This is a genomic window from Pantoea sp. Cr_R13 (assembly GCF_029222565.1).
In the GTDB taxonomy this organism is placed as follows: Bacteria; Pseudomonadota; Gammaproteobacteria; order Enterobacterales; family Enterobacteriaceae; genus Pantoea; species Pantoea eucalypti.
Window position 1 is genome coordinate 204,148 of sequence record NZ_JARHXL010000015.1, and the last position, 22,095, is coordinate 226,242.

The following is a 22,095-nucleotide window of genomic DNA, read 5'->3' on the forward strand; positions in this document are numbered from 1 at the left end:
CAGTCTTTAATTCGCGTTATTGGGGAAACATATGTTCAGACTCGTTGCTGCAATATTATTGCTGGCTGGGGCTTATTGTAGCCAGGCTCAGGATTTAACCACGATGAACTGGGAACAGATTGTCGAACAGGCGAAAAAAGAGGGGGAATTAACCTGGTATCAATGGTATTACCAGGACCGTTTAAAAGAGCAGGTCAGCCTGTTTGAAAAACAGTACGGTATTAACGTTACCCTGTCTGAAGGCACACTTCAGGGCAATATTAATAAACTCATGGCAGACCGGGGACGGGATTCGGGTGACATTGATCTGTTTTCGATTGGCGGCGGGGCCTTCGGGACCGTATCACCTCAGAAAACGTTTTTTGGCCCGATTAATACACTGCTGCCGGCAGGCAAAACCCTGAACTACACCATTGAGGGAACGGACAGTAAAGGCTATGGCGTGGCATTTTGGGGCAACCAGACCGGTCTGGCCTACGATTCGCGCCGCCTGAAAGAAAGTGAGTTACCGCGAACACTGCCGCAGATTACGGCCTTTCTGCAGCGTCATCGTCAGGAATTTGGCTTCAACGTTGAAAACGGCGGATCCGGCCCGGCCTTCATTGAATCGGTGACGCGCACACTGGTACCGGGTTTTGATTTCACGAAAGGCGATGCGGATCTAAAAAGCCTGACGGCTCTGCAGCCAGCCTGGAACTGGTTCAAACAGCAGCGCCCCAACTACATCATTACGGCCTCCAATGCCGACAGCGTCACCCGGCTGGTCAGCGGTGAATTCCTGCTGGTCCCCGCCTGGGAAGATTATCTGGTGGGATTAGAAAACCACGGTGAAGTCCCGAAAACGATCCGGCTCTATATCCCCGATTTCGGCATGCCCGGCGGCGGAAATATGGTGGCAATACCTGTAAACGCCCCCCATAAAGCGGCAGCGTTGCTGTTTATCCACTGGCTGACGCTGCCCGCCACCCAACGGCTGTTTCAGCAGGTTTATGGCATTACGCCTCAAAACAAAGACGTAAATCGTGATGCCGGGCTGATCAACAGCAAAGAGCGTATCCATGGCACCCAGTTCATGCCAAAACCGCTGGGTGATGAAGTCAGAACCGAATTTTCTAACCAGGTTTTGCTCAGGTAGACCTGCGATATAACCCTAACAGAAGGTAAAGCCAATAATGTCGACCCAAAAACACCCTGCACGTGTAGTGAACTCCCGTCTGATTGCCCATCGGGGAGCCCCACTGCTGGCACCGGAAAACACGCTACCTTCGTTTCTGGCGGCGGTGGAACACGGCGCAACGTGGATAGAGGTGGATGTCAAACTCACCAAAGATATGCACCCGGTCATTATTCATGACGATTCCGTAAACAGGACAACGAATGGCAAAGGCTATGTGGCGAATCTGACCCTGGATGAGATCCGGTCGCTGGAGGCTGGCGTATGTTACGGCCACCTTTTTAAGGGCGTGAAAGTGCCTACGCTGGCTGAAACAGTCGGCTTTGTACTGGATAAAGGCGTCGGGCTGCAACTGGAAATCAAACCCACCTCCGGGCAGGAAGTGGAGACGGCGGAGATTGCGATCGCTCAGTTGAAATCACTGTGGCCAGCAAGCGAGAAGAAATTATTCATCAGCAGTTTTTCTGAGATTTCGCTGCAGGTTGCCGCAAGGCTTATGCCTGACGTACCGCGCGGGCTGGCGGTTTGCGTCCCGCCGAAAGACCCCGCGGCGCTTCTCGCCAGAACAGGTTGCCAGATTCTGCATTTCCTGGGTGACTTCGCGACGGACGAAGACCTGGCGCGACTGGCCCGTTCAGGTATTGAATTCGCGATTGCCACAATCAATGACCCGGTTCTTGCCCGGAAATATATTGATGCGGGCGCGCAAACCGTATTAAGCGATATACCCGACTTAGTCTTTTAATAAAAGATCACCAGGAAATACGTTACCAGAATGCAATAACACCAGGGAAAGTCATTATAAAAAATGGCCATAACCTTTATGGCCGATATCATCATTTCATGATTTAGCGATTAAACAATACGAATGTGAGATTGAAATAAATACCGTCCTGAGCGGTAACCTCCTCATGCTTCAGCTAACTGAAAAGGGCAGATGATATGCACAATAAAATAAAAACAGCCGTGCCGTATGCAATGTTTTTTATAGTCTCATTCTCTGCATGCTCCGCCGGAATTTATAATAAAGATGGAAATAAGCTCGACCTGTACGGTAAAGTCGATGCGCGCCATGTTTTCTCAGATAATATTGCAGAAGATGGCGACAACTCTTATGCACGCCTGGGTTTTAAAGGTGAGACGCAAATTAATGATCAGCTTACCGGTTATGGTCAATGGGAATACAATTTCCAGCTGAATCACAGTGAAGGCGGTAGCGACGCGCAAACGGGGAATGCCACACGTTTAGGGTTTGCCGGTCTGCAACTGGCTGACTTCGGCTCGTTCGATTATGGCCGTAGCTTTGGGGTACTGTATACCGCCTCCGCCTATACGGATATGGCACCGGTCTTCGGTTCCGGCACCATGACCACCAACGATAACTTCCTGTCAAAACGCTCAACCGGCCTCGCGACCTGGCACTCTCCGGACTGGAGTGGATTAAAGCTAACCCTGCAGTATCAAGGGAAAAATGATCGCGCAACCGCCAGACTGGCTAACGGGGATGGTTACGGTGCTGGCCTGACTTACAACATTACCGATGGACTGAGCCTTGCGGCGGCAGGGATGAAAGCAAAACGGACGCTGACTCAGCAAGCTGACGGTCAGGGAGACGATGCCACCGCCTGGGTAACCTCTGCAAAATATGATGCCAGCCAGGTCTATCTGGCCGCCATGTATGGCGAAGCCAGTGACGTTACGCCTTATGGACAGCTGGCACAGGTCGCTGACAAAACCCATAACGTTGAGGCAATTGCGCAGTACCAGTTCCTGAACGGTTTGCGCCCTTCAGTCGGTTTTGTCACGCAGCGTGGCGAAAACCTGCAGGGCGCAGGAAATTTTGCCGGGGGCAGCCAGACGATGCAGAAATATATTGCGGTGGGCACCTATTACTATTTCAACAAGAACATGCTGACCTACGTGGACTATCGCATTAACCTGCTGAAGGAAAACGACTTTACGCGTGCCACCGGCATTTCGACGAAAGACAGTATCGCGATGGGCCTGACCTATCAGTTTTAATCAGGCGGCCCCTGCCTGCACACAAGCTTTAACCTGTGTCGCTTCAATCCTGAAAATCGCTACTGTCGCGAGGCCGGCGAATGCCGGCTTTTTTTACGTCAGTCGCAAGAGGAAGGGTTACAGGGATGAGGAGTGCATGCCCAGGTATGCAGCCTGACGGAGGTTTTCCAGCCACTTAACATATGCCTGATCCCATAACGCCGCCGGCGTACCCGCCTTGCCAAGACCAAATCCATGTCCGCCTTTGCTGATTTGAATCAGCTCAACCGGCACGCGGTTGCGGCGACAGATGTCGCGCATCAGCTCGGTGTTAAACGGATTTGAGGTGTGATCGTCCTCGGCCTGCGCCAGAAACGTGGGCGGATATTGCCGGGTGACATAGTTCTGCACGGACCAGTTCGCCTCATCCTGCGGCGTGGCATTTTTGCCGACCATCATCAGATGGGTATTGGTGTGCTGATAAGGCGCTTCCAGGGTAATAACCGGATAGATCAGGCCAACACTGTCGACTTTCGGCACCACTTCATCCAGCGGATCGATGGCCGGATACGATGCAAAATCTGGCCGCGCCGCCGCCATTCCCAGCAGATGTCCACCTGCCGAGAAGCCCAGTGCATGCACTTTGCGCTCAAAAGATCGCACCAGCCGGATGGCACGCTGCGCATCCTGCAGCGGTGCCAGCCGTCCCGCCTGCCACTTCTCATGCGGCAACCGGTAGCTGAGCACATAGGCGGTATAGCCACTGGCATTGAGCCAGCGCGCCACCGGCCAGGCTTCGCGGCCCATACCAATCCAGCGATAACCGCCGCCTGCAGCGATTAATACGGCTTCACCATTGGGGTTTTCCGGTTTAAAGCGCTGAATGGCCGGACTGACGATATTTGACCAGGAACCGGTGCTGTTAATATTTAACTGGCCCGATGGGCCGCCGCCGCCGGGCGGATCATCCGGCCAGAGGGGAATAATGTCATCGCGGGCAAATAATTTGCCGGTGGTCATGGAGAGCCCGAGCGCTCCCGTGCCGAGAATAAAGCGTCGACGCGTAATCATAATGCCTGTTGTGTGAAGCCCGAAATGTCAGCAAACCGTTGCGGTAGGCTAAAGAAGTATGAACAAATGCAAGTCTGGTGCACTGGCTGGCGATTATGTACGCAATAGCCCCTGAAAAGCCATAAAAAAACGCGCCCGGCAGGCGCGTTTTTATTTCATTCCGTCTGGTTAATCTTCCTGCTGGAACTGCGCCATCACGGCCTGTTCACACTGCTGTTCGTTGACGCGCAGTTTGGCACGCTCATCGTCCCCCAGTTGCAGCCAGGCACTGGCCACTTCACGCGCAGACTCTTCGTCGAATTCGGGCTGATTCATCGCCGACGGTGACTGGCCGCCCGCCACGGTCGATTTCATCTGCTCAACGTAATGATCTGCAGTGGCGACCTTTTTCTCGCCGCTGACAATGTGGCACAACTGACTGGCGTAAACATTCTGCTCAGTGTCAGTGTCGTCCGCCGCCAGCGCGCTGCCGGTGGCGAGGATACTCAGCAGCACTATCTGAGTTACTTTCATTCTTAACTCCTGTTCGTTCGGGTTAAACCTTGCGCTGAAGGGCTTCGAGGCGCTTCTGACGCCAGTTCAGCAGCGGCGTCACGGTGGTGCCGTGAACCACCACGCTGCAGACCACCAGCGTTAACGCCATATTGGTCATAATTTCCATCTGCGGGCCTTGCATGCCGTGCGTCCAGGCATAGGCGATGTAGTTCAGACTGCCAATCCCCCGGATGCCCAGCCAGCCAATCAGCAGACGCTGCCCCAGCGGCAGTCCGGCCCGCACTGTTACCAGCCAGACGGCCAGCGGTCGCACCACCGCAAACAGCACCAGGCCAATCAGCACGCCGTAGATATTCCAGTGCTGCGCCAGTGTGACGCCCAGCACCACCATCATGCCAGCCGCCAGTAAACGTTCAATAGTATCGCCAAAAGAGAGGGCGTCGCCTACTACAAACCCAATCGATTTGACCATATTCGTGCCGCCCTGATGCGCCAGACGCATGTTGGGATTCACCAGCGCCTCAGAGGGCAATATACGCTCGTCGTCAGAGAGATCGTCCGGCTGATGGCGACGGAATACGCCCAGTTCTGCGCGGCGTAATCCCAGCCCGGCGGCAAAGGCAGCCAGGAAGCCGGAAGCACCCAGCCACTCCACCAGTGAATAACTCAGTGCTATCAGCGCCAGCGCCAGAAAATCATTGGGTGCGACATCACCATTGGCATTGCGCAGTCGGGTCGCCAGCATGCCGATCAGCTGCCCCAGAACAAACCCGATGACAAGACCGCCGCCAATCGCCCAGAGCACTTCGACCGCCCCCCAGTGCGCCAGCATCGCGCCATTCAGGTTTTCGCCATTGAACAGCAGCAGCGCCAGCATCAGCAGTGGTAATGCGGAGCCATCATTCATGCCCGCCTCGCTGGATATTGCCACGCGAAGTGAATCATCATCCTGCGCATCATTGACCGAGATTAAGCTCGCCAGGACAGGATCGGTCGGTGCGACAATCGCCCCAAACGCCAGCGCAATCGGCCAGTCTAATCCCACCAGGAAGTGTGCCAGCAGGGTCATCGCGGCGACGGTGAGCAACATGGCGGGAAAGGCCAGCTTCAGCCCGGTGTGCCAGCAGTTGTTCTGCAGCGGCTGACGCAGCTTGAGACCGGTGATAAACAGCGAGGCTGCCATGGTGATTTCAGTGATGTGGGCCACGGCTTCGGAATGGGTGACGATATCAAGATGGATAACATCAAATCCCCACGGGCCGCACAGCATACCCGCGATCAGAAACAGGCCAAATGAGGTGACTGGCCCCCGGTGAATCCAACCGGAAGCCAGCGACATCAGCAGCAGGAGACCGCCCGTCGCTGCTGTCCAGGCTAAAAAGTTCATAACACTCCAGAATATTTCGGGTTTATTAATAAGCCTGGCACATTTTTTGACGGGCGAGGTGTCAGTTTTTCAGGTGACGACTGGCGAAGCGAACCGCGACAGCGGCTGCACCGGCTAAGGTGGCGAGCGCAACCACGCCATTCCAGCCCCAGTGTGCCAGCGCCAGACTGCCCAGCGCCGCACCGGTAGCCATACCGATAAACACCACGGTAAACAGCAGGGCATTAAGGCGACTACGTGCTTCCGGAGCCAGGCCGTAGACCAGCGTCTGATGCGCCACCAGCGTGGCCTGTACACCTAAATCAAAGCCGATAGTACAGACGACTATCAGCGCCAGCTGTGCTGGCATGGGCAGTAATGGCAGCAGGAACATCAGCGCAAAAGAGATCGTTACCAGCGAGGCACCCGCCTGCGTGACCCTTGCCGGACCAATGCGGTCAGCAAAACTGCCCGCCAGCGGTGCCGCCATGGCGCCCGCTGCACCGGCTAAACCAAAGGCCCCGGCAACGGCACTGTCCAGATGAAAGCGGTCGCTAAGCATTAACGCCAGTGTCGACCAGAAGGCGCTGAAGGCCACTGACAGCAGACCCTGAGCCAGCGCGGCCCGGCGCAGCGTCTGGTGGTGGCGCCACAGATGCACCAGCGACAGCAGCAGGCGCGGGTAGCTTACCGAGGTGCCTGGTGTGAAGCGCGGCAGCACCCGCCACAGCGTCAGCGTAATCAGCAGCACCGCCAGCGCGGCAATCATATACATGGTGCGCCAGCCGAAATACTCCGCCACCACCCCACTGACCACACGCGACAGAAGGATGCCGACCAGCAGCCCGGTCATCACCGTGCCGACCGTTTTACCCCGGCTGCGTTCCGGGGCCAGCGCCGCCGATGCAGGCACAATATCCTGCGCAACCGTAGCCGTCAGGCCGGTGATAAAACTGGCAATCAGCAGCGCGCTGAGCCCACCGGAAAAACCACACAGCAGCAGCGCTGCCACCAGCAGTAAGCCCTTGATAAAGATAATGGTGCGACGGTCATGACGATCGCCCAGTGGCGCCAGCAGCAGAATACCCAGTGCATAGCCCGCCTGAGTCAGCATCGGCACCATACCGACTGCGCCAATGCCTGCGTTAAACTGTTTGCTGATGATATCCAGCATCGGCTGGCTGTAGTAAATCGACGCAACGCTGAGCCCGGCACCCGCGGCCAGGGTAAACACCAGCGGTGTGGAGAGCGATTCATTTTGAGTCTGGGTTGATATGGCTGACATGCTGTAATCCTCTTCATTTCGTACAACCATTAAAGCGCATCGCGGTTATACGCGGTAGACTGATATCAGGCAAAACAGTTATGCGTGGTACGTATGAACAACCCTAACAGCAGCGATCGCATCGACCTGATGCAGACCTTTATCCGTATCGTCGAGAGTGGCAGCTTATCCGCCGCTGCGGCCCAACTGGGTACGACACAACCCACCGTCAGCCGTCGGCTGCAGACCCTTGAGCAGCGGCTGGGGCTGAAGCTGATCCTGCGCACCACGCATGCGCTGAAACTTACCGATGATGGTGAACGCTGCTACGCCCAGGCGCGGCAGCTGCTGGCGACCTGGCATGCGCTGGAAGATGAGCTGACCGGCGCCAGTGCCGATCCGGTCGGTACACTGCGGGTTCGTGCCCCGCACGCCTTTGGTCAGGATCAGCTGATCGCCCCACTGGTGGACTATCTGCATCGCTATCCCCGGCTCAATATTGAGTGGATGCTGAACGATCGCACGCCCGACTTTATGGCCGAGAATGTCGACTGCGCCATTCAGGTCGGTGCGCCAACCGATCCCTCGGTGGTGGCGGTTCTGCTGGCCGAAGTGCCGCGCATTGTGGTGGCGGCCCCGCACCTGCTGGCACAGTATCCGCCCATAGCGCAGATTGAACAGCTGCGTGATCTGCCATGGCTGGCCCTCACCAGTTTTTACCGTAACGAAGTGGCGTTGCAAAAGATTGACGATGGCCAGCCGGTGAATCTGGCGATTACGCCACGGCTGAGTAGCGACAGTTTGTATGCGGTGCGCAAAGCGGCGCTGGCGGGCATGGGTGCGGCCATTGTCTCCTCCTGGGCGGTACAGGAAGATTTAGCCGATGGCGGCCTGGTTCAGCTGATGTCTGCGTGGCAGGCACCGCCGCTGCCGGTGTGGCTGACTTATCCCTGGGCGAGTTACTACCCGGCCAGGCTGCAACACTTTTTTGCGATGATTAAAAAGGTGATGCCGCAGCTGGCGGGCACGCGTCCGGCGTCGCAGCCAGCAGGTCGTTCAGGGAAAACAGATCGGAAAGGATAACGCAGGGGCCCGCGTCAGCGGGCCACCAGGGGGATACTTTACTTTTTATCGTAGCGCGACATTTTGTCCAGCCAGCCCATCACAAAGGCAGAGAGCACAAAGGTCAGGTGGATAATCACGTACCACATGAGTTTGTCGTTTTCGACATTACGCGCTTCCATGAACACCCGCAGCAGGTGAATCGACGAGATGGCAACGATGGAGGCAGCGACTTTGTTTTTCAGCGAGCCGGAGTCCATCTTGCCCAGCCAGCTCAGCTTCTCTTTGTCTTCGTCAATGTCGAGTTTAGAGATGAAGTTCTCATAACCCGACAGCATCACCATCACCAGCAGGCCGCCAACCAGCGTCATGTCTACCAGTGAGAGCAGCAGAAGAATCAGATCGTTTTCCGCAATGCTGAAAATGTTGGGCAGCAGGTGGAAAATTTCCTGGAAAAATTTAATGGTCAGCGCCAGTAATCCCAGCGAAAGTCCAATGTAAACCGGAGCCAGCAACCAGCGCGATGCATACATCAGGTTTTCGGTAAAACGTTCCATACAATCCCACGAATAATCAAACAGGACCGGCAGTATAACTGATTAACTGTGAAGTTATTTCAGCCCTTCGTCAGAAATTTCAGGGGCGGGCGGCAGCGGCAGCGAGAGACGAAATGCCGCGCCACCTTCGGGCCGGTTTTCGGCCCAGATCTGGCCGCCATGGCTCTCGATAATGGTTTTACAGATCGCCAGACCCAGCCCGACGCCCGGCACCGCCGACTCTTTATTGCCGCGCCAGAACTTTTCGAATATCCGGGTTAAATCCTCTTCGGCAATGCCAGGTCCGCCATCCCAGACCGCAATTTCCAGTCGTGATGCTGCACGCCAGGCGCGGATGCCGCGTGGCGCGCTATTACCGGCGTACTTCAGGCTGTTCTCTATCAGGTTAGTGAAAACCCGCTCCAGCAGCGTGCTGTCCCCTTTGATCAGCACGATGTCATCCGGCAGGTCGAGCTGGACCTCATGCCCCTTGAGCGAGGGTGCCATGCTGCTCAGCGCCCCACCAATCACCTCTTCCAGCGCCAGCCACTCTTCCCGCAAATTGAGGCCGCCCGACTGAATGCGCGCCATATCCAGCATGTTGCTTACCAGCCGGATGGTACTGAGCGTCTGCTCGCGAATCTGGCTGGCCTGCGGCACATATTTTGAGTTGTCATTGGCCAGGTCAAGCATCAGCATTTCTGCCTGACCAAACAGTACGGTCAGCGGGGTGCGCAGGTCGTGTGACAGCGCCGACAGCAACGCATTGCGCAGCTGTTCACGCTCCGCTGAGAGACGGGACGCTGCCTCGCTATGTGACAGCGCCATCCGCTCCAGGGCATTGGCGATCAGCACCGTAAAGGTTTCCACCAGCCGCTGCTGCTCAGGAATCATCAGCTGACGCAGGTTCTGCGGCTCCACCACCAGCAATCCCCGGCAGTGCGCGCCGCTTTTCAGCGGCAGGATCTGATAAGGCACTGCCGGTAAGGTATCGGTGCCCGCGCCTGCAGGCTGGCCTTTGCTGTAACTCCATTTAGCAATCGCGCGATCCGGCTCGCTGGCCGGTAACGCATCGCCCACCGCTTTCAGCTCGCCCTGCTCATCGGGCAGCAGCAGCAGGCAGCGCGCCTGTAACGTGGCGTCGAGCACCCGCTGGCTGGTGGCGGCGATATCCTGCGGCGTCAACGCGCTGCCCAGCGATTTCGCCATCTCATAGAGCTGACGCGCCCGCTGCTCACGGTAGCGCGCCACCCGCGCCTGATAGCGCACGCCTGCCGTAAGATTCCCGACTATCACGCCGACCGCCAGCATCACGCCAAAGGTCACCAGGTATTGCAGGTCGGAGACCGCCACCGTGCCGGTGGGGGCCACGAAAAAGAGGTCAAAGGCGACGATATTCATCACCGTGGCAATCACCGACGGCCAGCGGCCATAGCGTAGCGCCACGATCACCACCGCCAGCAGGTAGATCATCACGCAGTTGGCGGGATCGAAATTGATCAGCACCGACTGCCCGGCGGCGGTCACCAGGATGCAGAGCACCAGCGCCATCATCACGCCGCGCAGCTGAATGCGCCATTTTTCGCTGTTAACACGACCATCCGGCAGCGGATGCGGCGCATCCTTCAGTGGCTCATCCAGCGCCACGACCAGCAGATCGAGATCCGGGCCAAGCTGGCCCAGCCGTTCAGCAAAACTGTCACGCCGCCAGCGCCGGAGCGGGCGACGGCCGGTGACGATTTTGCCCAGATTGTGTTCGCGGGCATAACCCAGCACCGCTTCCGCTTCATCCGGTTCAGAAAGGGTGGCGGTTTCCGCACCCAGCTCCTGTGCCAGCTGCAATGTGCGCAGGATGGCCCGTCGCCGTGCTTCCGGCAGCCGGTTGAGCCGGGGCGTTTCAACATAGACCGCGTGCCATTCGCTACCCAGTCGCGCCGCCAGTCGGGCTGCGGTGCGCACCAGCTTTTCACTGCCGCTGTCGTCGCCAATACAGAGCAGAATAGCGTCGCGGGTGTGCCAGACCCGATCCCGGCCCTGCTGATCGCGCCAGGCGCGCATCTGATCGTCTACCCGGTCGGCGGTGCGGCGCAACGCCAGCTCACGTAAGGCAAACAGATTACCTTTGCGGAAAAAGTTTTCGATGGCGCGCTCAGCACGATCGCCAATATAAACTTTGCCCTCTTTCAATCGCTGCCGCAGATCGTCGGGCGGCAGATCGACCAGCACCACTTCGTCGGCACTGTCAAAAAAGGGATCGGGCACGGTTTCACGCACCTGAATGCCGGTGACGCCGCCGACCACATCGTTGAGGCTTTCAAGATGCTGCACGTTGACGGTGGTCAGGACGTCGATACCCGCTTCCAGCAGCTCCTCAATATCCTGCCAGCGCTTGGGATGGCGCGAGCCCTTAACGTTGGTGTGCGCCAGCTCATCCATCAGGATGACGGCAGGATGGCGGGCCAGTGCGGCATCGAGATCAAACTCTGCATGACGCGAACGGCCGGTCGCGCGACGCGGCAGCAGGGTTAATCCTGTCAGCAGCTGTGCGGTTTCCGGCCGTTCATGGGTCTCTACCACGCCAATCAGCACATCCAGACCCTGCGCACGCAGCCGCTGTGCCTCCTGCAGCATGGCGTAGGTTTTGCCGACGCCAGCACAGGCACCAAAGTAAATTTTCAGCTGTCCGCGATGCGTTTCGCGGTTAGCCTGCAGCAGCGCGTCGGGATCGGGACGCTGGGGTTCGTGGTTCATCGCTTCCTTAACACCATTACAGTTCGTTGAGCGCCATATTCAGCTGCAACACGTTGATCGTCGGTGTGCCGAGGAATGGCATCAGTGGACGATGCGTCATCTTTTCAATCAGCGCCTCGACCTGCGCCACCGGCACCTTGCGGCTGGCGGCGACACGCGGCGCCTGCCAGAGCGCGGCCTCTGGCGAAATATCCGGGTCCAGCCCGCTGGCTGAGGCAGTGACCAGCTCGACCGGCACGGCAGCCGGTGCCTGCGGGTTCGCGGCCCGCAGCGCAGCGACGCGGTCGGCTACCGCTTTATCCAGTGCCGGATTACTGGCGGCCAGGTTGCTGCCGCCAGAGGAGAGCGGGTTATAGGGTTTATCGCCTGTGGCTGAAGGACGGCCCCAGAAATAGTTGGGCTGGGTAAAGTTCTGGCCAATCAGTGCTGACCCGCGCGCCACGCCATCTTCCTCCAGCAGCGAGCCGCTGGACTGGGACGGAAACAGCCATTGCGCCAGACCAGTAGTAAGCAAAGGATAAACCACGCCGGTGACAAGCGTAAGCAGCAACAACAGTAAAATTGCCGGACGTAACTGACTCATTTTTCTCTCCTCAGGCCATGCCTGAAAACACTAACAGCAGATCGATCGCTTTGATGCCGACAAACGGCACCAGCAGGCCACCCAGACCATAAATCAGCAGGTTGCGGCGCAGTAGCGCAGCGGCGCTCAGTGGGCGGTAGCTGACGCCTTTCAGGGCCAGCGGGATCAGGAAGACAATCACCAGGGCGTTAAAGATCACCGCCGACAGGATTGCGCTGGCGGGCGAGTGCAGCTGCATCACGTTAAGCATGTTGAGCTGCGGATAGGTCGCCGCAAACGCCGCCGGGATAATGGCGAAATATTTCGCCACGTCGTTGGCGATACTGAAGGTGGTCAGCGAACCGCGCGTCATCAGCATCTGTTTACCGATGTGCACCACTTCCAGCAGCTTGGTCGGGTTAGAGTCGAGGTCGACCATGTTGCCCGCCTCTTTCGCTGCCTGCGTCCCGGAGTTCATCGCCACCGCCACATCCGCCTGCGCCAGTGCTGGCGCATCGTTGGTGCCGTCACCGGTCATCGCCACTAAACGGCCTTCGGCCTGATACTGGCGAATCAGCGCCAGTTTGGCTTCTGGTGTAGCCTCTGACAGGAAGTCATCCACGCCCGCTTCTGCGGCAATCGCTGCGGCGGTCAGTGGGTTATCGCCGGTGATCATCACCGTTTTAATACCCATTTTGCGCAGTTCGGCAAAGCGCTCTTTGATGCCGCCTTTCACGATATCTTTCAGCGCCACCACACCCAGCACATTTGCGCCTTCTGACACCACCAGCGGCGTGCCACCACTGCGAGCCACCTCTTCCACCTGCGCATTCACTTCGGCAGGGAAACGACCATGGTTCGCTTCGATATGACGACGAACGGCATCGACCGCGCCTTTGCGGATCAGCCGGTCCTGCACGTTCACGCCACTCATGCGGGTCTGGGCTGAGAACGGAATAAAGCCGGCGCCCATGCTGCTGAGATCGCGTTCACGCAGATTAAATCGCTGTTTCGCCAGTACCACGATGCTGCGACCTTCCGGCGTCTCATCGGCCAGCGAGGCGAGCTGCGCGGCGTCGGCCAGTTGCTCTTCGCTGACGCCTGGCGCGGGCAGGAACTGGGTCGCCTGACGGTTACCCAGCGTGATGGTGCCGGTTTTGTCCAGCATCAGCACATCCACATCCCCTGCGGCTTCCACCGCACGACCGCTGGTCGCGATGACGTTTGCACCCAGCATCCGGCTCATCCCCGCCACGCCAATCGCCGACAGCAGGCCGCCGATAGTGGTCGGGATCAGACAGACCAGCAGTGCCACCAGTACCGTGATGCTGACCGGCGTGCCGCCCCATGCCGAGAACGGCCAGAGCGTCACGGTCGCCAGCAGGAACACGATGGTCAGTGATACCAGCAGGATGGTCAGGGCGATCTCATTTGGCGTTTTGCGGCGTTTTGCGCCTTCCACCATGGCGATCATCCGGTCAAGGAAGGTTTCGCCCGGGTTGGCGCTACAGGTGATCACCAGCCAGTCAGAGAGAATACGGGTACCGCCCGTCACGGAAGCAAAGTCACCCCCTGACTCACGGATGACCGGTGCAGATTCACCGGTAATGGCGCTCTCATCCACTGAGGCACCGCCCTCCATCACTTCACCGTCACAGGGAATGATATCGCCCGCTTCTACCAGCACCGCGTCGCCTTTGCGCAGCGCATCGGCACTGACCTGCTGCCACCCGGCACCATAGCGCGCCGCTGAGAGTTTTTTGGCAAAGCTGGTCTTTTTGACGCCTTTCAGGCTGCTTGCCTGGGCCTTGCTGCGCCCTTCTGCCAGCGCCTCTGCCAGGTTGGCGAACAGCACGGTGAACCAGAGCCAGACCGCAATCGCCCCGGTAAAGCTGGCGCTGCCGCTGATGCGTCCGGTCAGCATGCCCACCGCCAGCAGCGAGGTGAGGATGCTGCCGAGGTAGACCACGAACATCACCGGGTTACGGAACTGCACCCGAGGATCGAGCTTTTTCACCGCATCCCAGGCCGAGGTACGCAGCAGAGCTGCGTCAAATAACGCCTGTTGTTGACGACTCATGAGGATTGTCCCTGAACAAGTTGCAGATGCTCAGCCACCGGGCCCAGCGCCAGAGCAGGAATAAAGGTCAGTGCACCCACCAGCAGCACGGTGCCGATCAGCAGTGCAATAAACAGCGGACCGTGAGTTGGCAGTGTGCCGTTACCTACCGGCTGCACTTTTTTCACCGCCATCGCACCGGCAATGGCCATCACCGGGATGATGATGCCGAAGCGGCCCAGCAGCATGCAGACAGCCAGTAACAGGTTCCAGAACGGCGTGTTGGCACTCAGTCCGGCAAAGGCACTGCCGTTGTTATTGGAAGCCGAGGAGACCGCGTAGAGCACTTCACTGAAGCCGTGAATGCCCGGGTTTGCCATCGCGCTGCGCCCGGCGTCGGTCATCATCGCCAGTGCGGTGCCAATCAGCACCAGCGCCGGGGTAACCAGAATCGCCAGTGCGGTCATTTTCATTTCCCACACATCGACTTTTTTACCCAGGAACTCCGGGGTACGGCCAATCATCAGTCCGGCAATAAAGACCGCCAGCAGTACAAACAGCAGCATGCCGTAGAGGCCGGCGCCAACACCGCCAAATACCACCTCGCCCAGCTGCATCAGCCACATCGGCACCATGCCGCCCAGCGCGGTAAAGGAGTCATGCATGGCATTCACCGCACCGCAGGAGGCAGAGGTGGTGATGACCGCGAACAGGCTGCTGTTAAGGATGCCAAAGCGCGTCTCTTTGCCTTCCATATTGACGGCGCTGTCGGCTCCCAGCTGGAGGAAGTGCGGGTTGCCCTGCAGTTCGGCCCACATCACGACGGCGGCCGCCGCCACAAACATCAGCGTCATCGCCCACAGCAGCATGTGGCCCTGACGACGGTCACGCACGCTTTCGCCAAACGCGAAGCAGAGCGCTGCCGGGATCAGGAAGATGCTCAGCATCTGCACCAGATTCGTCAGCACCGTCGGGTTCTCAAACGGATGGGCGGAGTTGGCGTTAAAGAAGCCGCCACCATTGGTACCCAGCATTTTGATCGCTTCCTGCGACGCCACCGGTCCCATCGACAGCGTCTGCTGCACGCCTTCCAGCGTGGAGAAGCTGTGATAAGGCGAGAAGTTCTGGATGCTGCCCTGACTGACAAAAAACAGCGCCATCAGCAGGCTGATCGGTAGTAAGACGTAGAGCGTGATGCGGGTCAGGTCTCGCCAGGCGTTACCCAGGGTCGCAGAGCTGCGATTGGCGAAGCCACGGATCAGCGCAAAGGCCACGGCGATACCGGTCGCGGCAGAGAGGAAGTTCTGCACCGTCAGGCCCACCATCTGACTGAAATAGCTCAGGGTGCTCTCGCCACTGTAAGACTGCCAGTTGGTGTTAGTCACGAAGCTCACAGCAGTGTTCAGCGCCAGATGCCAGCTCAGGCCTGGCAGCTGCTGAGGATTCAGCGGCAGCGAGCCCTGCAGCAGCAGCATAGCCAGCAGCACCACGAAACCCAGCGCGTTGAACAGCAGAATCGCCAGCAGGTAGTGCGGCCAGCGCATGTCCGACGCCTGCGCGCCCAGCAGTCGCCACAGTGGCGTTTCCAGGCGGGCAAACACCGGCTTGTCCGCTACTAACGAGGCCAGACCCCGTCCGAGCGGCTGCGCCAGTACCATCAGCAGCACCAGATAAAATGCGATGAGTAAAAAAGCATTGGCCGCCATCAGAAGGCCTCCGCATTTAACAGGGCATAGATCAGATAGCCCAGTAACAACACCACCAGCACAATGCCGGTTATTACGCCCACGCTCACAGGAACCTCCAGAGGATTGGATTTATGGCTTAGCTTGCGCGGAGGCGTATAAAGACGGGGTTAAAATGCAGCGGGCGGGCGTAAAAATAGTGTAAAAATGGCGAAAAATCAGGCGACTTCCAGCGCCCAGATACGATTAAGATCGACGTTACCCCACAGCTTGCTGTCTTCTGCACCTACAATGCTGTCGGTGCAGAAGCTGTCGCCGAGGTCGAGCTCTTCCGGTTTCACTTCACGCTGAGCGTGCAGCGACCAGAAAACGTGCACACAGGGACGCATCAGCGATTTCTCACCCGCTTTCACCACTAACGCCACCCGGCCAGAGGCAAGACGCACCAGCGATCCCACCGGATAGATACCAATGGTTCTGACGAAGGTGTGCAGTAATGCAGGGTCGAAATGCCCGCGCCAGCTCAGCATCTGATGCATCGCCTCTGCTGGCGTCCAGCCGTTACGATAGGAGCGGGTCGAGGTGACGGCATCATAGACATCACACACCGCCGCCATGCGGGCGTAGAACGAAATCGCCTCGCCTTTCAGGCGGTGCGGATAGCCGCTGCCATCATATTTTTCATGATGATGAAGAGCGATATCGAGCAGATCGTCGTCAGCGTTGGCCTCTATCAGCATCTGCGTGCCGACCACCGGATGCTCACGCATCACCCTGAACTCCTCTTCAGTCAGCTTGCCCGCTTTGTTCAGGATCGCCAGTGGCACAGCCGCTTTGCCGACATCATGCAGTAAACCGCCCATGCCCACCCGGCGCAGCTGCTGCTCATCCAGCCCAAGTTTTTTACCCAGCGCAATCATCAGCCCGCAGACCGCCATAGAGTGCAGATAGGTGTAGTCATCATGATTTTTCAGCCGCGCCACGCTCAGCATGGCGGAGGGTTCACGCGTGATCGATCCTGCGATTTCATCCACCAGGTCCATCATATAATCGAGCTTCAGGCCGTTACCCAGCCGCGCTTCGTTGAACATCGCCCGCACTTTCGGCTTGCCCTGCTGAAAGATCTGCTGCGCCTGATCCATTTCCTGAAAAAACGGAGTGCGGCCAATGGTTCTTTTTGCGACCGTGGTGGCGATCGGCGTCTGAACCGATCGATCGAGGTCGATCCAGAGCTGGCGGATCCCTTCGCTGCGTAGCGTGGCAATTTGTCGTGGATCGGTGATCAGCATCTGATTATGAATGCGCTGGTCTTTTATCCACCAGACTTCCAGCTTGTGGATAAACATCCCCGGGCGCAACTCATCAATGGTAATCAGCTTAATCACGCTATCACTCCTTAACATTAACGGTTGGGATAAGGTGATATCGGCAGCCGGGCTGATTTTCTTCAGGCTGTTTTGTGCGAAGCGTGGGGTCGGGAGAGGGATCAGAGGAGAGGCGAACTCTTCAGACAGAACGATAAATCGGTGTTCAGGTCCAGACTGAGCGGGACAACAAATCCATAATCATCCATGGAAGATTATGGATTTTCCCTTAACAGCCAGATCGTTAAACGGATTATTTATGACTTGATGGATCGTCTTGAGTGCAAGAGCAAAGATTCGAACATTCTCAGTCAGTGTGACGAAACCACTCGTAACCCTAAACAGTAGTTTTTGCGTAACTCAATAGAATTATTTATATTTATGACGCATATTTTTTGCTTACCAATGGTACTAATAATAGGATAATAACCCTGTTTTAAATGACGGAGAATGGATGCATGGCGAAGAACTTAGCCCCCGGATATTGTGTAGTGGAACGTCCCGGAACACTTGAATATCAGGCGCGGGAACTGTTCAGAGATACACGTTCACCCGCTACCAGCCTGTTTATGAAACTTAATGCAGATACGCCGTATCTTAAGCCAGGGCAAATCCTGATTGTGGCTGACTCCGATACATCCCCTCAGCTTACAATGCAGATGCTAACAACGCTCCGTCAGGCTAAGAATAAAACTAATGCGGCATTGATTGGTGTGAACGACGATGACGCCAGTTTTATGCAAAAACATTATGGAACGATTGCCGCACTGACAGGTGCTGGAGACAAGATTTTTAGCACTCTAGGAGATGCGGGTGAAAAATATTTTAATGCTATTGAACAAACTCTGAAAAAAATCGAAGTCAGCTACCAGAATCAGTTCCGCACGCAGGGTTCTCTGATAGGCCAGCAGTTCTTTGTTGAACGCAATCAGCTACTACAGCAGCTTAAAGAGCTGGTCAATAAGCCGCTGTTAAAATCCCTTGCACGGTATACTGTAAAATTCCAGCAGTATGACAATATGAAGCGCGCATTAAATCTCTCCAGCCGCTCGATAGTGCATGAATGGTCTACTGTTGGAATAGGTGGCATTCCAGGGTATTCATACTATGTCGGTAATGCAGCCAGAGCTGCGCGTTTTTTAAAGACTGGCGGACTCATCGGGATTGGATTCGCTTTTGCAGGCACGACTAATGATGTGGTTGATGCATGCAGCAAAGGGCGCGAGGATGAATGTGGGAAGATTGCCGTTAAAGACTACTCAAAGTTTGCTCTCACTACAGGTGGAGGGATGTTGGGTGGTGTTTGGGGCAGCTCTGCCGCGTTAGCTGGCTGTGCGGCTATTGGAATAGCAACAGCGGGCGCTGGTGGTGTTGCATGTGCAGTTGTAGGGTCGGTCGCCGGTGGTGTTGCAGGTAGTTCAGGCGTCGAAACTATAATTAATAAAGTTGCAGAATATTATGATAACTAATAAATTGCTGGCTGGTACTTCATTATTTTTTGGTGGGCTGGGATGCGGCCTTCTGATTCTGTCGCTTATAATATATTTAATTAAACGACAGGATTATTATAACCTGGTCTCTTCTTACAGAGAGAAATATAATTTCCCCGGCCCCTGCTCCTTTTATTATACGACTGGCTTCTTCGGAGTTTTTCCGGTTTTACGGTTTTTCATAAAATTAAGTCGCAGGCAGAAAATAAGCTACCTTGCCATCAATGATCCTGGCTATGATTTCTTTGAAAAGAATAAACAGAAGATATCTCCCTGGATGAAGATTTATTCTTTTTTTTGGTTTGCCGCTACCGCATGCTATATCTTATTTGCTATCTTTGGACTGCTTTTACCTTAACAGTTAATGGCCCAACTAAGGGCCTTTCTTTAGATCCCGCCAGCCCAACCGAAACACAGTAAACGTTTTTTCGATATTCTCAATCAGCTGCGGTGGCAGAAATTTCCCTTTGATCAGCACTTTACATTGCTTTAATGCCATCTTCTTTCTCCTGATTGTTAAATGATGCCGGGCGTCCGGTCTCTTCGCCGACACGTTCAATCGGCCCCATCACCAGCAGGAACAGCAGCGCCGCGACTACGCAGTGTGCCGCCACAAACGCCAGTCCAATGCTGTAGCTACCGGTCAGCCCAACGATGATGCCGAACAGCAGCGGCGTGGTGAAACCGGCAATATTGCCGATGCCGTTAAAAATGGACCCCGCCAGACCCACCGCCTCTTTGGGTGCGGTATCACTGATCACCGTCCAGGTGCCTGCGCCAGCCGCGATGCCTTTACCAAAGAAGGCGAAGGACATAATTGCGATGATGCCGCCGTTACCGGGAATAATCGCCGCCAGCACCAGGCTGGACGCCATCAGCATGCCGACGATATAGGGCGTTTTACGCGCCCAGGAGACGCTCCAGCCTCGGGCGATTAACTTGTCTGACAGGTAACCGCCAATGATGCCGCCCAGAAAACCGAACAGCGCTGGCGCAATAGTGGCGAATCCCGCTTCCATGATGTTCATGCCGCGCGCCTGCACCAGATAGATTGGAAACCAGGTAATAAAGAAGTAGCTGAGCGCAATGATGCAGTACTGACCGAGATAGGCGCACCAGAGCATGCGATTGGTGAGCAGCTTTCTGAACATCGCTTTGCTGACCGGTGGTCGTGCTTTCAGCGTCTGCGCCGCATCGATATCCACCAGCGCGCCACCGTCGACAATGTGGCGCAATTCACTTTCCGATACGCCGGGGTGGTTACGTGGCTCGCGCATCCAGGCCGCCCAGACCAGGACCGCCACCAGACCGATGCCGCCCAGCACAAAGAATGGCCATTCCCAGCCAAAGCGCGAGACCAGCCAGCCTGAAAGCGGCGAGAAGATAGCGACAGCAAAATATTGCGCCGAGCTGAACAGCGATGATGCCCGTCCCCGCTCTGCGCCCGGAAACCACATAATGACCACACGTGCATTAGCGGGAAAGCTGGGTGCCTCTATGAGTCCCAGCATAAAGCGCAGTCCAAACATCAGCATCAGCGCGCCGGTCATGCCGCTGGAGAACTCGCCCACAAATCCCATCGCCAGCGTTGAAACTGACCAGAGCGCCAGTGTAGCGCCATACACTTTTTTGGCCCCGAAGCGGTCAAGCAACAGTCCGCCAGGAATCTGACCGATGACATAGGCCCAGCTGAAAGCAGAGAGGATCAATCCCAGCTGGATCGCTGACAGACCGAACTCCTCTTTGATTGCCGACCCGGAGATCGAGAGGATCGAACGGTCGGCGTAAGCCACAACCGACAGAAACAGGATCAGGCAGAGGATCCCGATGCGGACATGGGTCGTCCGTTGAGGCGTTTGTTCTTTAGGCATGAGCTGAATTCCTTAAAAAGCGGCAGGTTGCGCCACGAGGTTTTTTTCAGGAATAACGCTGAGAATTCCCGCTTCTGGAAATATAGATAGGAGGCTAACGATGGGTCACTGTGCAGATGTCAGGATCGTCTGGCCCGATTGAACGGTTTTCTGACAATCCTCACAACCGCCCGTGCGGCACTGCACAAAAGCGCGAAAAGCTGCGGCTCACTACTGCAGAGTGTGCACCAGGTCGGGGATTTCCCCCGCGCTGATCGCTATGACGAGGCGATTTCACGGCAAAATGTGGCGGCGCTAGCAAGAGTGAAAAGGACCGGTTGTCAAACCTGATGGCAGTTTCTAATCTGCAAATGATCCTGCTTTTCCATTTTTATAATAAATGAAAATTCCATTCTATCCGGTAACCTCGGGAGCCTCTAATGAAAAAACATACATGGGCAATACTCTGTCTGCTCTCTCTTTCAACACCGGCGCTGGCTGAGAAGATAGGTGTCTCAATGGCCTATTTCGACCAGAACTTCCTGACCATCATCCGCCAGTCGATTGAGAAAGAGGCTAAAGTGCGCCAGCTGGATGCGCAGTTCGAAGATGCACGTGGCGACGTAGGGCGTCAGACCGACCAGGTGCAGAGCTTTATCAGCGCCGGGGTGGATGCGATTATTGTCGACCCGGTGGACTCTGCCAGCACGCCAGCCCTGACAAAACTGGCGCAGCAGGCTCATATTCCACTGGTCTATGTTAACCGCTCACCGGGCGATAAAACCCTGCCGCCAGGCGTGGTGTTTGTTGGCTCTGACGAACGCGAGTCAGGCACGTTGCAGATGGAAGCGCTGGCAAAGCAGGCCGGTTACCGTGGCAACGTTGCCATCATGATCGGCAACCTCAGCGATGCGGGCGCGCTGCAGCGCACCAAAGATGTGGAGCAGGTGGTGGCGAAGTATCCCAATATGAAAGTGGTGCTGAAGCAGACCGCTAACTATGCGCGCAATGAGGGGATGGATTTAATGCTCAACTGGCTGTCGAACGGTGAGGATATCGATATTGTCGCCGCGAACAACGACGAAATGGCAATTGGCGCCACGATGGCCATTGCTCAGGCGAAGCCGAAGAAAACCATTCTGGTGGGCGGGATTGATGCCACGCCGGATGGCCTGAAAGCGCTGGCCAGCGGTAAACTGGCCGTAACCGTGTTCCAGGATGCCGTGGGTCAGGGCAAAAAATCGGTTGATGTGGCGCAGCAGATGATCAAAGGCCAGAAGGTAGATTCTCACCAGTGGATCCCGTTTGAGCTGGTAACGAAGCAGAATATGCAGCACTACAGCAATAAAAATCCGTAATGCAACA

The 22,095-nt window shown here is 56.5% G+C and carries 18 protein-coding genes; 6 read left to right on the plus strand and 12 right to left on the minus strand.

Features of this window, described 5'->3' with window-relative positions; all coding sequences use genetic code 11:
• The first annotated feature begins 31 nt into the window (after positions 1-31).
• The 3 genes from P2R09_RS15830 to P2R09_RS15840 all read left to right on the plus strand — a co-directional run bounded on the left by P2R09_RS15830 (position 32) and on the right by P2R09_RS15840 (position 3,196).
• Complete coding sequence (locus tag P2R09_RS15830) at positions 32-1,135, plus strand: extracellular solute-binding protein (RefSeq protein WP_275771132.1); 1,104 nt, start codon at positions 32-34, stop codon at positions 1,133-1,135.
• A 37-nt stretch (positions 1,136-1,172) separates the two neighbouring features.
• The gene (locus P2R09_RS15835; RefSeq protein ID WP_275771134.1) at positions 1,173-1,919 is read left to right on the plus strand and encodes a glycerophosphodiester phosphodiesterase family protein; all 747 of its coding nucleotides are present in this window, start codon (positions 1,173-1,175) and stop codon (positions 1,917-1,919) included.
• A 197-nt stretch (positions 1,920-2,116) separates the two neighbouring features.
• The gene (locus P2R09_RS15840) at positions 2,117-3,196 is read left to right on the plus strand and encodes a porin (RefSeq protein WP_275771136.1); all 1,080 of its coding nucleotides are present in this window, start codon (positions 2,117-2,119) and stop codon (positions 3,194-3,196) included.
• A gap of 117 nt (positions 3,197-3,313) precedes the next feature.
• On the opposite strand, the gene P2R09_RS15845 is transcribed toward P2R09_RS15840, so the two are convergent.
• The 4 genes from P2R09_RS15845 to P2R09_RS15860 all read right to left on the minus strand — a co-directional run bounded on the left by P2R09_RS15845 (position 3,314) and on the right by P2R09_RS15860 (position 7,392).
• A complete protein-coding gene (locus P2R09_RS15845; RefSeq protein ID WP_275771138.1) occupies positions 3,314-4,246 on the minus strand; it encodes an alpha/beta hydrolase in 933 nt (310 codons plus the stop codon).
• Positions 4,247-4,414: 168 nt separating this feature from the next.
• Complete coding sequence (locus tag P2R09_RS15850) at positions 4,415-4,759, minus strand: hypothetical protein (protein WP_008926325.1); 345 nt, start codon at positions 4,757-4,759, stop codon at positions 4,415-4,417.
• 22 nt (positions 4,760-4,781) lie between these two features.
• On the minus strand, positions 4,782-6,128 hold the full coding sequence (locus P2R09_RS15855; protein WP_275771141.1) for a cation:proton antiporter: 1,347 nt from the start codon (positions 6,126-6,128) through the stop codon (positions 4,782-4,784).
• A gap of 61 nt (positions 6,129-6,189) precedes the next feature.
• Positions 6,190-7,392 (minus strand): MFS transporter, encoded by a 1,203-nt coding sequence (locus P2R09_RS15860; RefSeq protein WP_275771143.1) that lies wholly within the window; start codon positions 7,390-7,392, stop codon positions 6,190-6,192.
• A gap of 93 nt (positions 7,393-7,485) precedes the next feature.
• On the opposite strand from P2R09_RS15860, the gene P2R09_RS15865 reads away from it, so the two are divergent.
• On the plus strand, positions 7,486-8,454 hold the full coding sequence (locus P2R09_RS15865) for a LysR family transcriptional regulator (RefSeq protein ID WP_275771146.1): 969 nt from the start codon (positions 7,486-7,488) through the stop codon (positions 8,452-8,454).
• Positions 8,455-8,492: 38 nt separating this feature from the next.
• On the opposite strand, the gene P2R09_RS15870 is transcribed toward P2R09_RS15865, so the two are convergent.
• The 7 genes from P2R09_RS15870 to P2R09_RS15900 all read right to left on the minus strand — a co-directional run bounded on the left by P2R09_RS15870 (position 8,493) and on the right by P2R09_RS15900 (position 17,411).
• Positions 8,493-8,990: a TIGR00645 family protein gene (locus tag P2R09_RS15870; RefSeq protein WP_003852093.1), complete on the minus strand. Its 498-nt coding sequence runs from the start codon at positions 8,988-8,990 to the stop codon at positions 8,493-8,495.
• A gap of 54 nt (positions 8,991-9,044) precedes the next feature.
• A complete protein-coding gene (gene kdpD / locus P2R09_RS15875; protein WP_275771149.1) occupies positions 9,045-11,720 on the minus strand; it encodes a two-component system sensor histidine kinase KdpD in 2,676 nt (891 codons plus the stop codon).
• Between the two features lie 16 nt (positions 11,721-11,736).
• The gene (gene kdpC, locus P2R09_RS15880) at positions 11,737-12,303 is read right to left on the minus strand and encodes a potassium-transporting ATPase subunit KdpC (protein WP_275771151.1); all 567 of its coding nucleotides are present in this window, start codon (positions 12,301-12,303) and stop codon (positions 11,737-11,739) included.
• A 10-nt stretch (positions 12,304-12,313) separates the two neighbouring features.
• Positions 12,314-14,362 carry a potassium-transporting ATPase subunit KdpB gene (kdpB, locus tag P2R09_RS15885; RefSeq protein ID WP_275771154.1) on the minus strand — a complete coding sequence of 683 codons (2,049 nt, stop codon included), beginning with the start codon at positions 14,360-14,362 and terminating at the stop codon, positions 12,314-12,316.
• Positions 14,359-16,047, minus strand: a complete 1,689-nt coding sequence (kdpA, locus tag P2R09_RS15890; RefSeq protein WP_275771156.1) for a potassium-transporting ATPase subunit KdpA — start codon at positions 16,045-16,047, stop codon at positions 14,359-14,361. Before kdpA ends, kdpB begins: the two co-directional genes overlap by 4 nt.
• Positions 16,047-16,136 (minus strand): K(+)-transporting ATPase subunit F, encoded by a 90-nt coding sequence (gene kdpF, locus P2R09_RS15895; RefSeq protein ID WP_010253443.1) that lies wholly within the window; start codon positions 16,134-16,136, stop codon positions 16,047-16,049. Before kdpF ends, kdpA begins: the two co-directional genes overlap by 1 nt.
• A 108-nt stretch (positions 16,137-16,244) precedes the next feature.
• Entirely contained in the window at positions 16,245-17,411 is a 1,167-nt protein-coding gene (locus tag P2R09_RS15900; RefSeq protein WP_275771162.1) for an HD-GYP domain-containing protein, read from the minus strand.
• Between the two features lie 437 nt (positions 17,412-17,848).
• Here P2R09_RS15900 and P2R09_RS15905 point away from each other — a divergent pair, with 437 nt between their 5' ends.
• A complete protein-coding gene (locus P2R09_RS15905) occupies positions 17,849-18,859 on the plus strand; it encodes a hypothetical protein (protein WP_275771164.1) in 1,011 nt (336 codons plus the stop codon).
• Positions 18,860-19,359: 500 nt separating this feature from the next.
• Here the strand turns inward: P2R09_RS15905 and P2R09_RS15910 are convergent, their stop codons facing one another.
• The gene (locus P2R09_RS15910) at positions 19,360-20,751 is read right to left on the minus strand and encodes an MFS transporter (RefSeq protein ID WP_275771166.1); all 1,392 of its coding nucleotides are present in this window, start codon (positions 20,749-20,751) and stop codon (positions 19,360-19,362) included.
• A 419-nt stretch (positions 20,752-21,170) separates the two neighbouring features.
• Between P2R09_RS15910 and P2R09_RS15915 the strand changes: the two genes are divergently transcribed.
• Complete coding sequence (locus P2R09_RS15915; protein ID WP_275771168.1) at positions 21,171-22,088, plus strand: sugar ABC transporter substrate-binding protein; 918 nt, start codon at positions 21,171-21,173, stop codon at positions 22,086-22,088.
• The last annotated feature ends 7 nt before the right edge of the window (positions 22,089-22,095 follow it).

Coding starts and splice junctions, on each gene's coding strand:
- P2R09_RS15830 (WP_275771132.1), top strand. CDS start 32: ATGTTCAGACTCGTTGCTGCAATATTATTGCTGGCTGGGGCTTATTGT.
- P2R09_RS15835 (WP_275771134.1), top strand. CDS start 1,173: ATGTCGACCCAAAAACACCCTGCACGTGTAGTGAACTCCCGTCTGATT.
- P2R09_RS15840 (WP_275771136.1), top strand. CDS start 2,117: ATGCACAATAAAATAAAAACAGCCGTGCCGTATGCAATGTTTTTTATA.
- P2R09_RS15845 (WP_275771138.1), bottom strand. CDS start 4,246: ATGATTACGCGTCGACGCTTTATTCTCGGCACGGGAGCGCTCGGGCTC.
- P2R09_RS15850 (WP_008926325.1), bottom strand. CDS start 4,759: ATGAAAGTAACTCAGATAGTGCTGCTGAGTATCCTCGCCACCGGCAGC.
- P2R09_RS15855 (WP_275771141.1), bottom strand. CDS start 6,128: ATGAACTTTTTAGCCTGGACAGCAGCGACGGGCGGTCTCCTGCTGCTG.
- P2R09_RS15860 (WP_275771143.1), bottom strand. CDS start 7,392: ATGTCAGCCATATCAACCCAGACTCAAAATGAATCGCTCTCCACACCG.
- P2R09_RS15865 (WP_275771146.1), top strand. CDS start 7,486: ATGAACAACCCTAACAGCAGCGATCGCATCGACCTGATGCAGACCTTT.
- P2R09_RS15870 (WP_003852093.1), bottom strand. CDS start 8,990: ATGGAACGTTTTACCGAAAACCTGATGTATGCATCGCGCTGGTTGCTG.
- kdpD (WP_275771149.1), bottom strand. CDS start 11,720: ATGAACCACGAACCCCAGCGTCCCGATCCCGACGCGCTGCTGCAGGCT.
- kdpC (WP_275771151.1), bottom strand. CDS start 12,303: ATGAGTCAGTTACGTCCGGCAATTTTACTGTTGTTGCTGCTTACGCTT.
- kdpB (WP_275771154.1), bottom strand. CDS start 14,362: ATGAGTCGTCAACAACAGGCGTTATTTGACGCAGCTCTGCTGCGTACC.
- kdpA (WP_275771156.1), bottom strand. CDS start 16,047: ATGGCGGCCAATGCTTTTTTACTCATCGCATTTTATCTGGTGCTGCTG.
- P2R09_RS15905 (WP_275771164.1), top strand. CDS start 17,849: ATGGCGAAGAACTTAGCCCCCGGATATTGTGTAGTGGAACGTCCCGGA.
- P2R09_RS15910 (WP_275771166.1), bottom strand. CDS start 20,751: ATGCCTAAAGAACAAACGCCTCAACGGACGACCCATGTCCGCATCGGG.
- P2R09_RS15915 (WP_275771168.1), top strand. CDS start 21,171: ATGAAAAAACATACATGGGCAATACTCTGTCTGCTCTCTCTTTCAACA.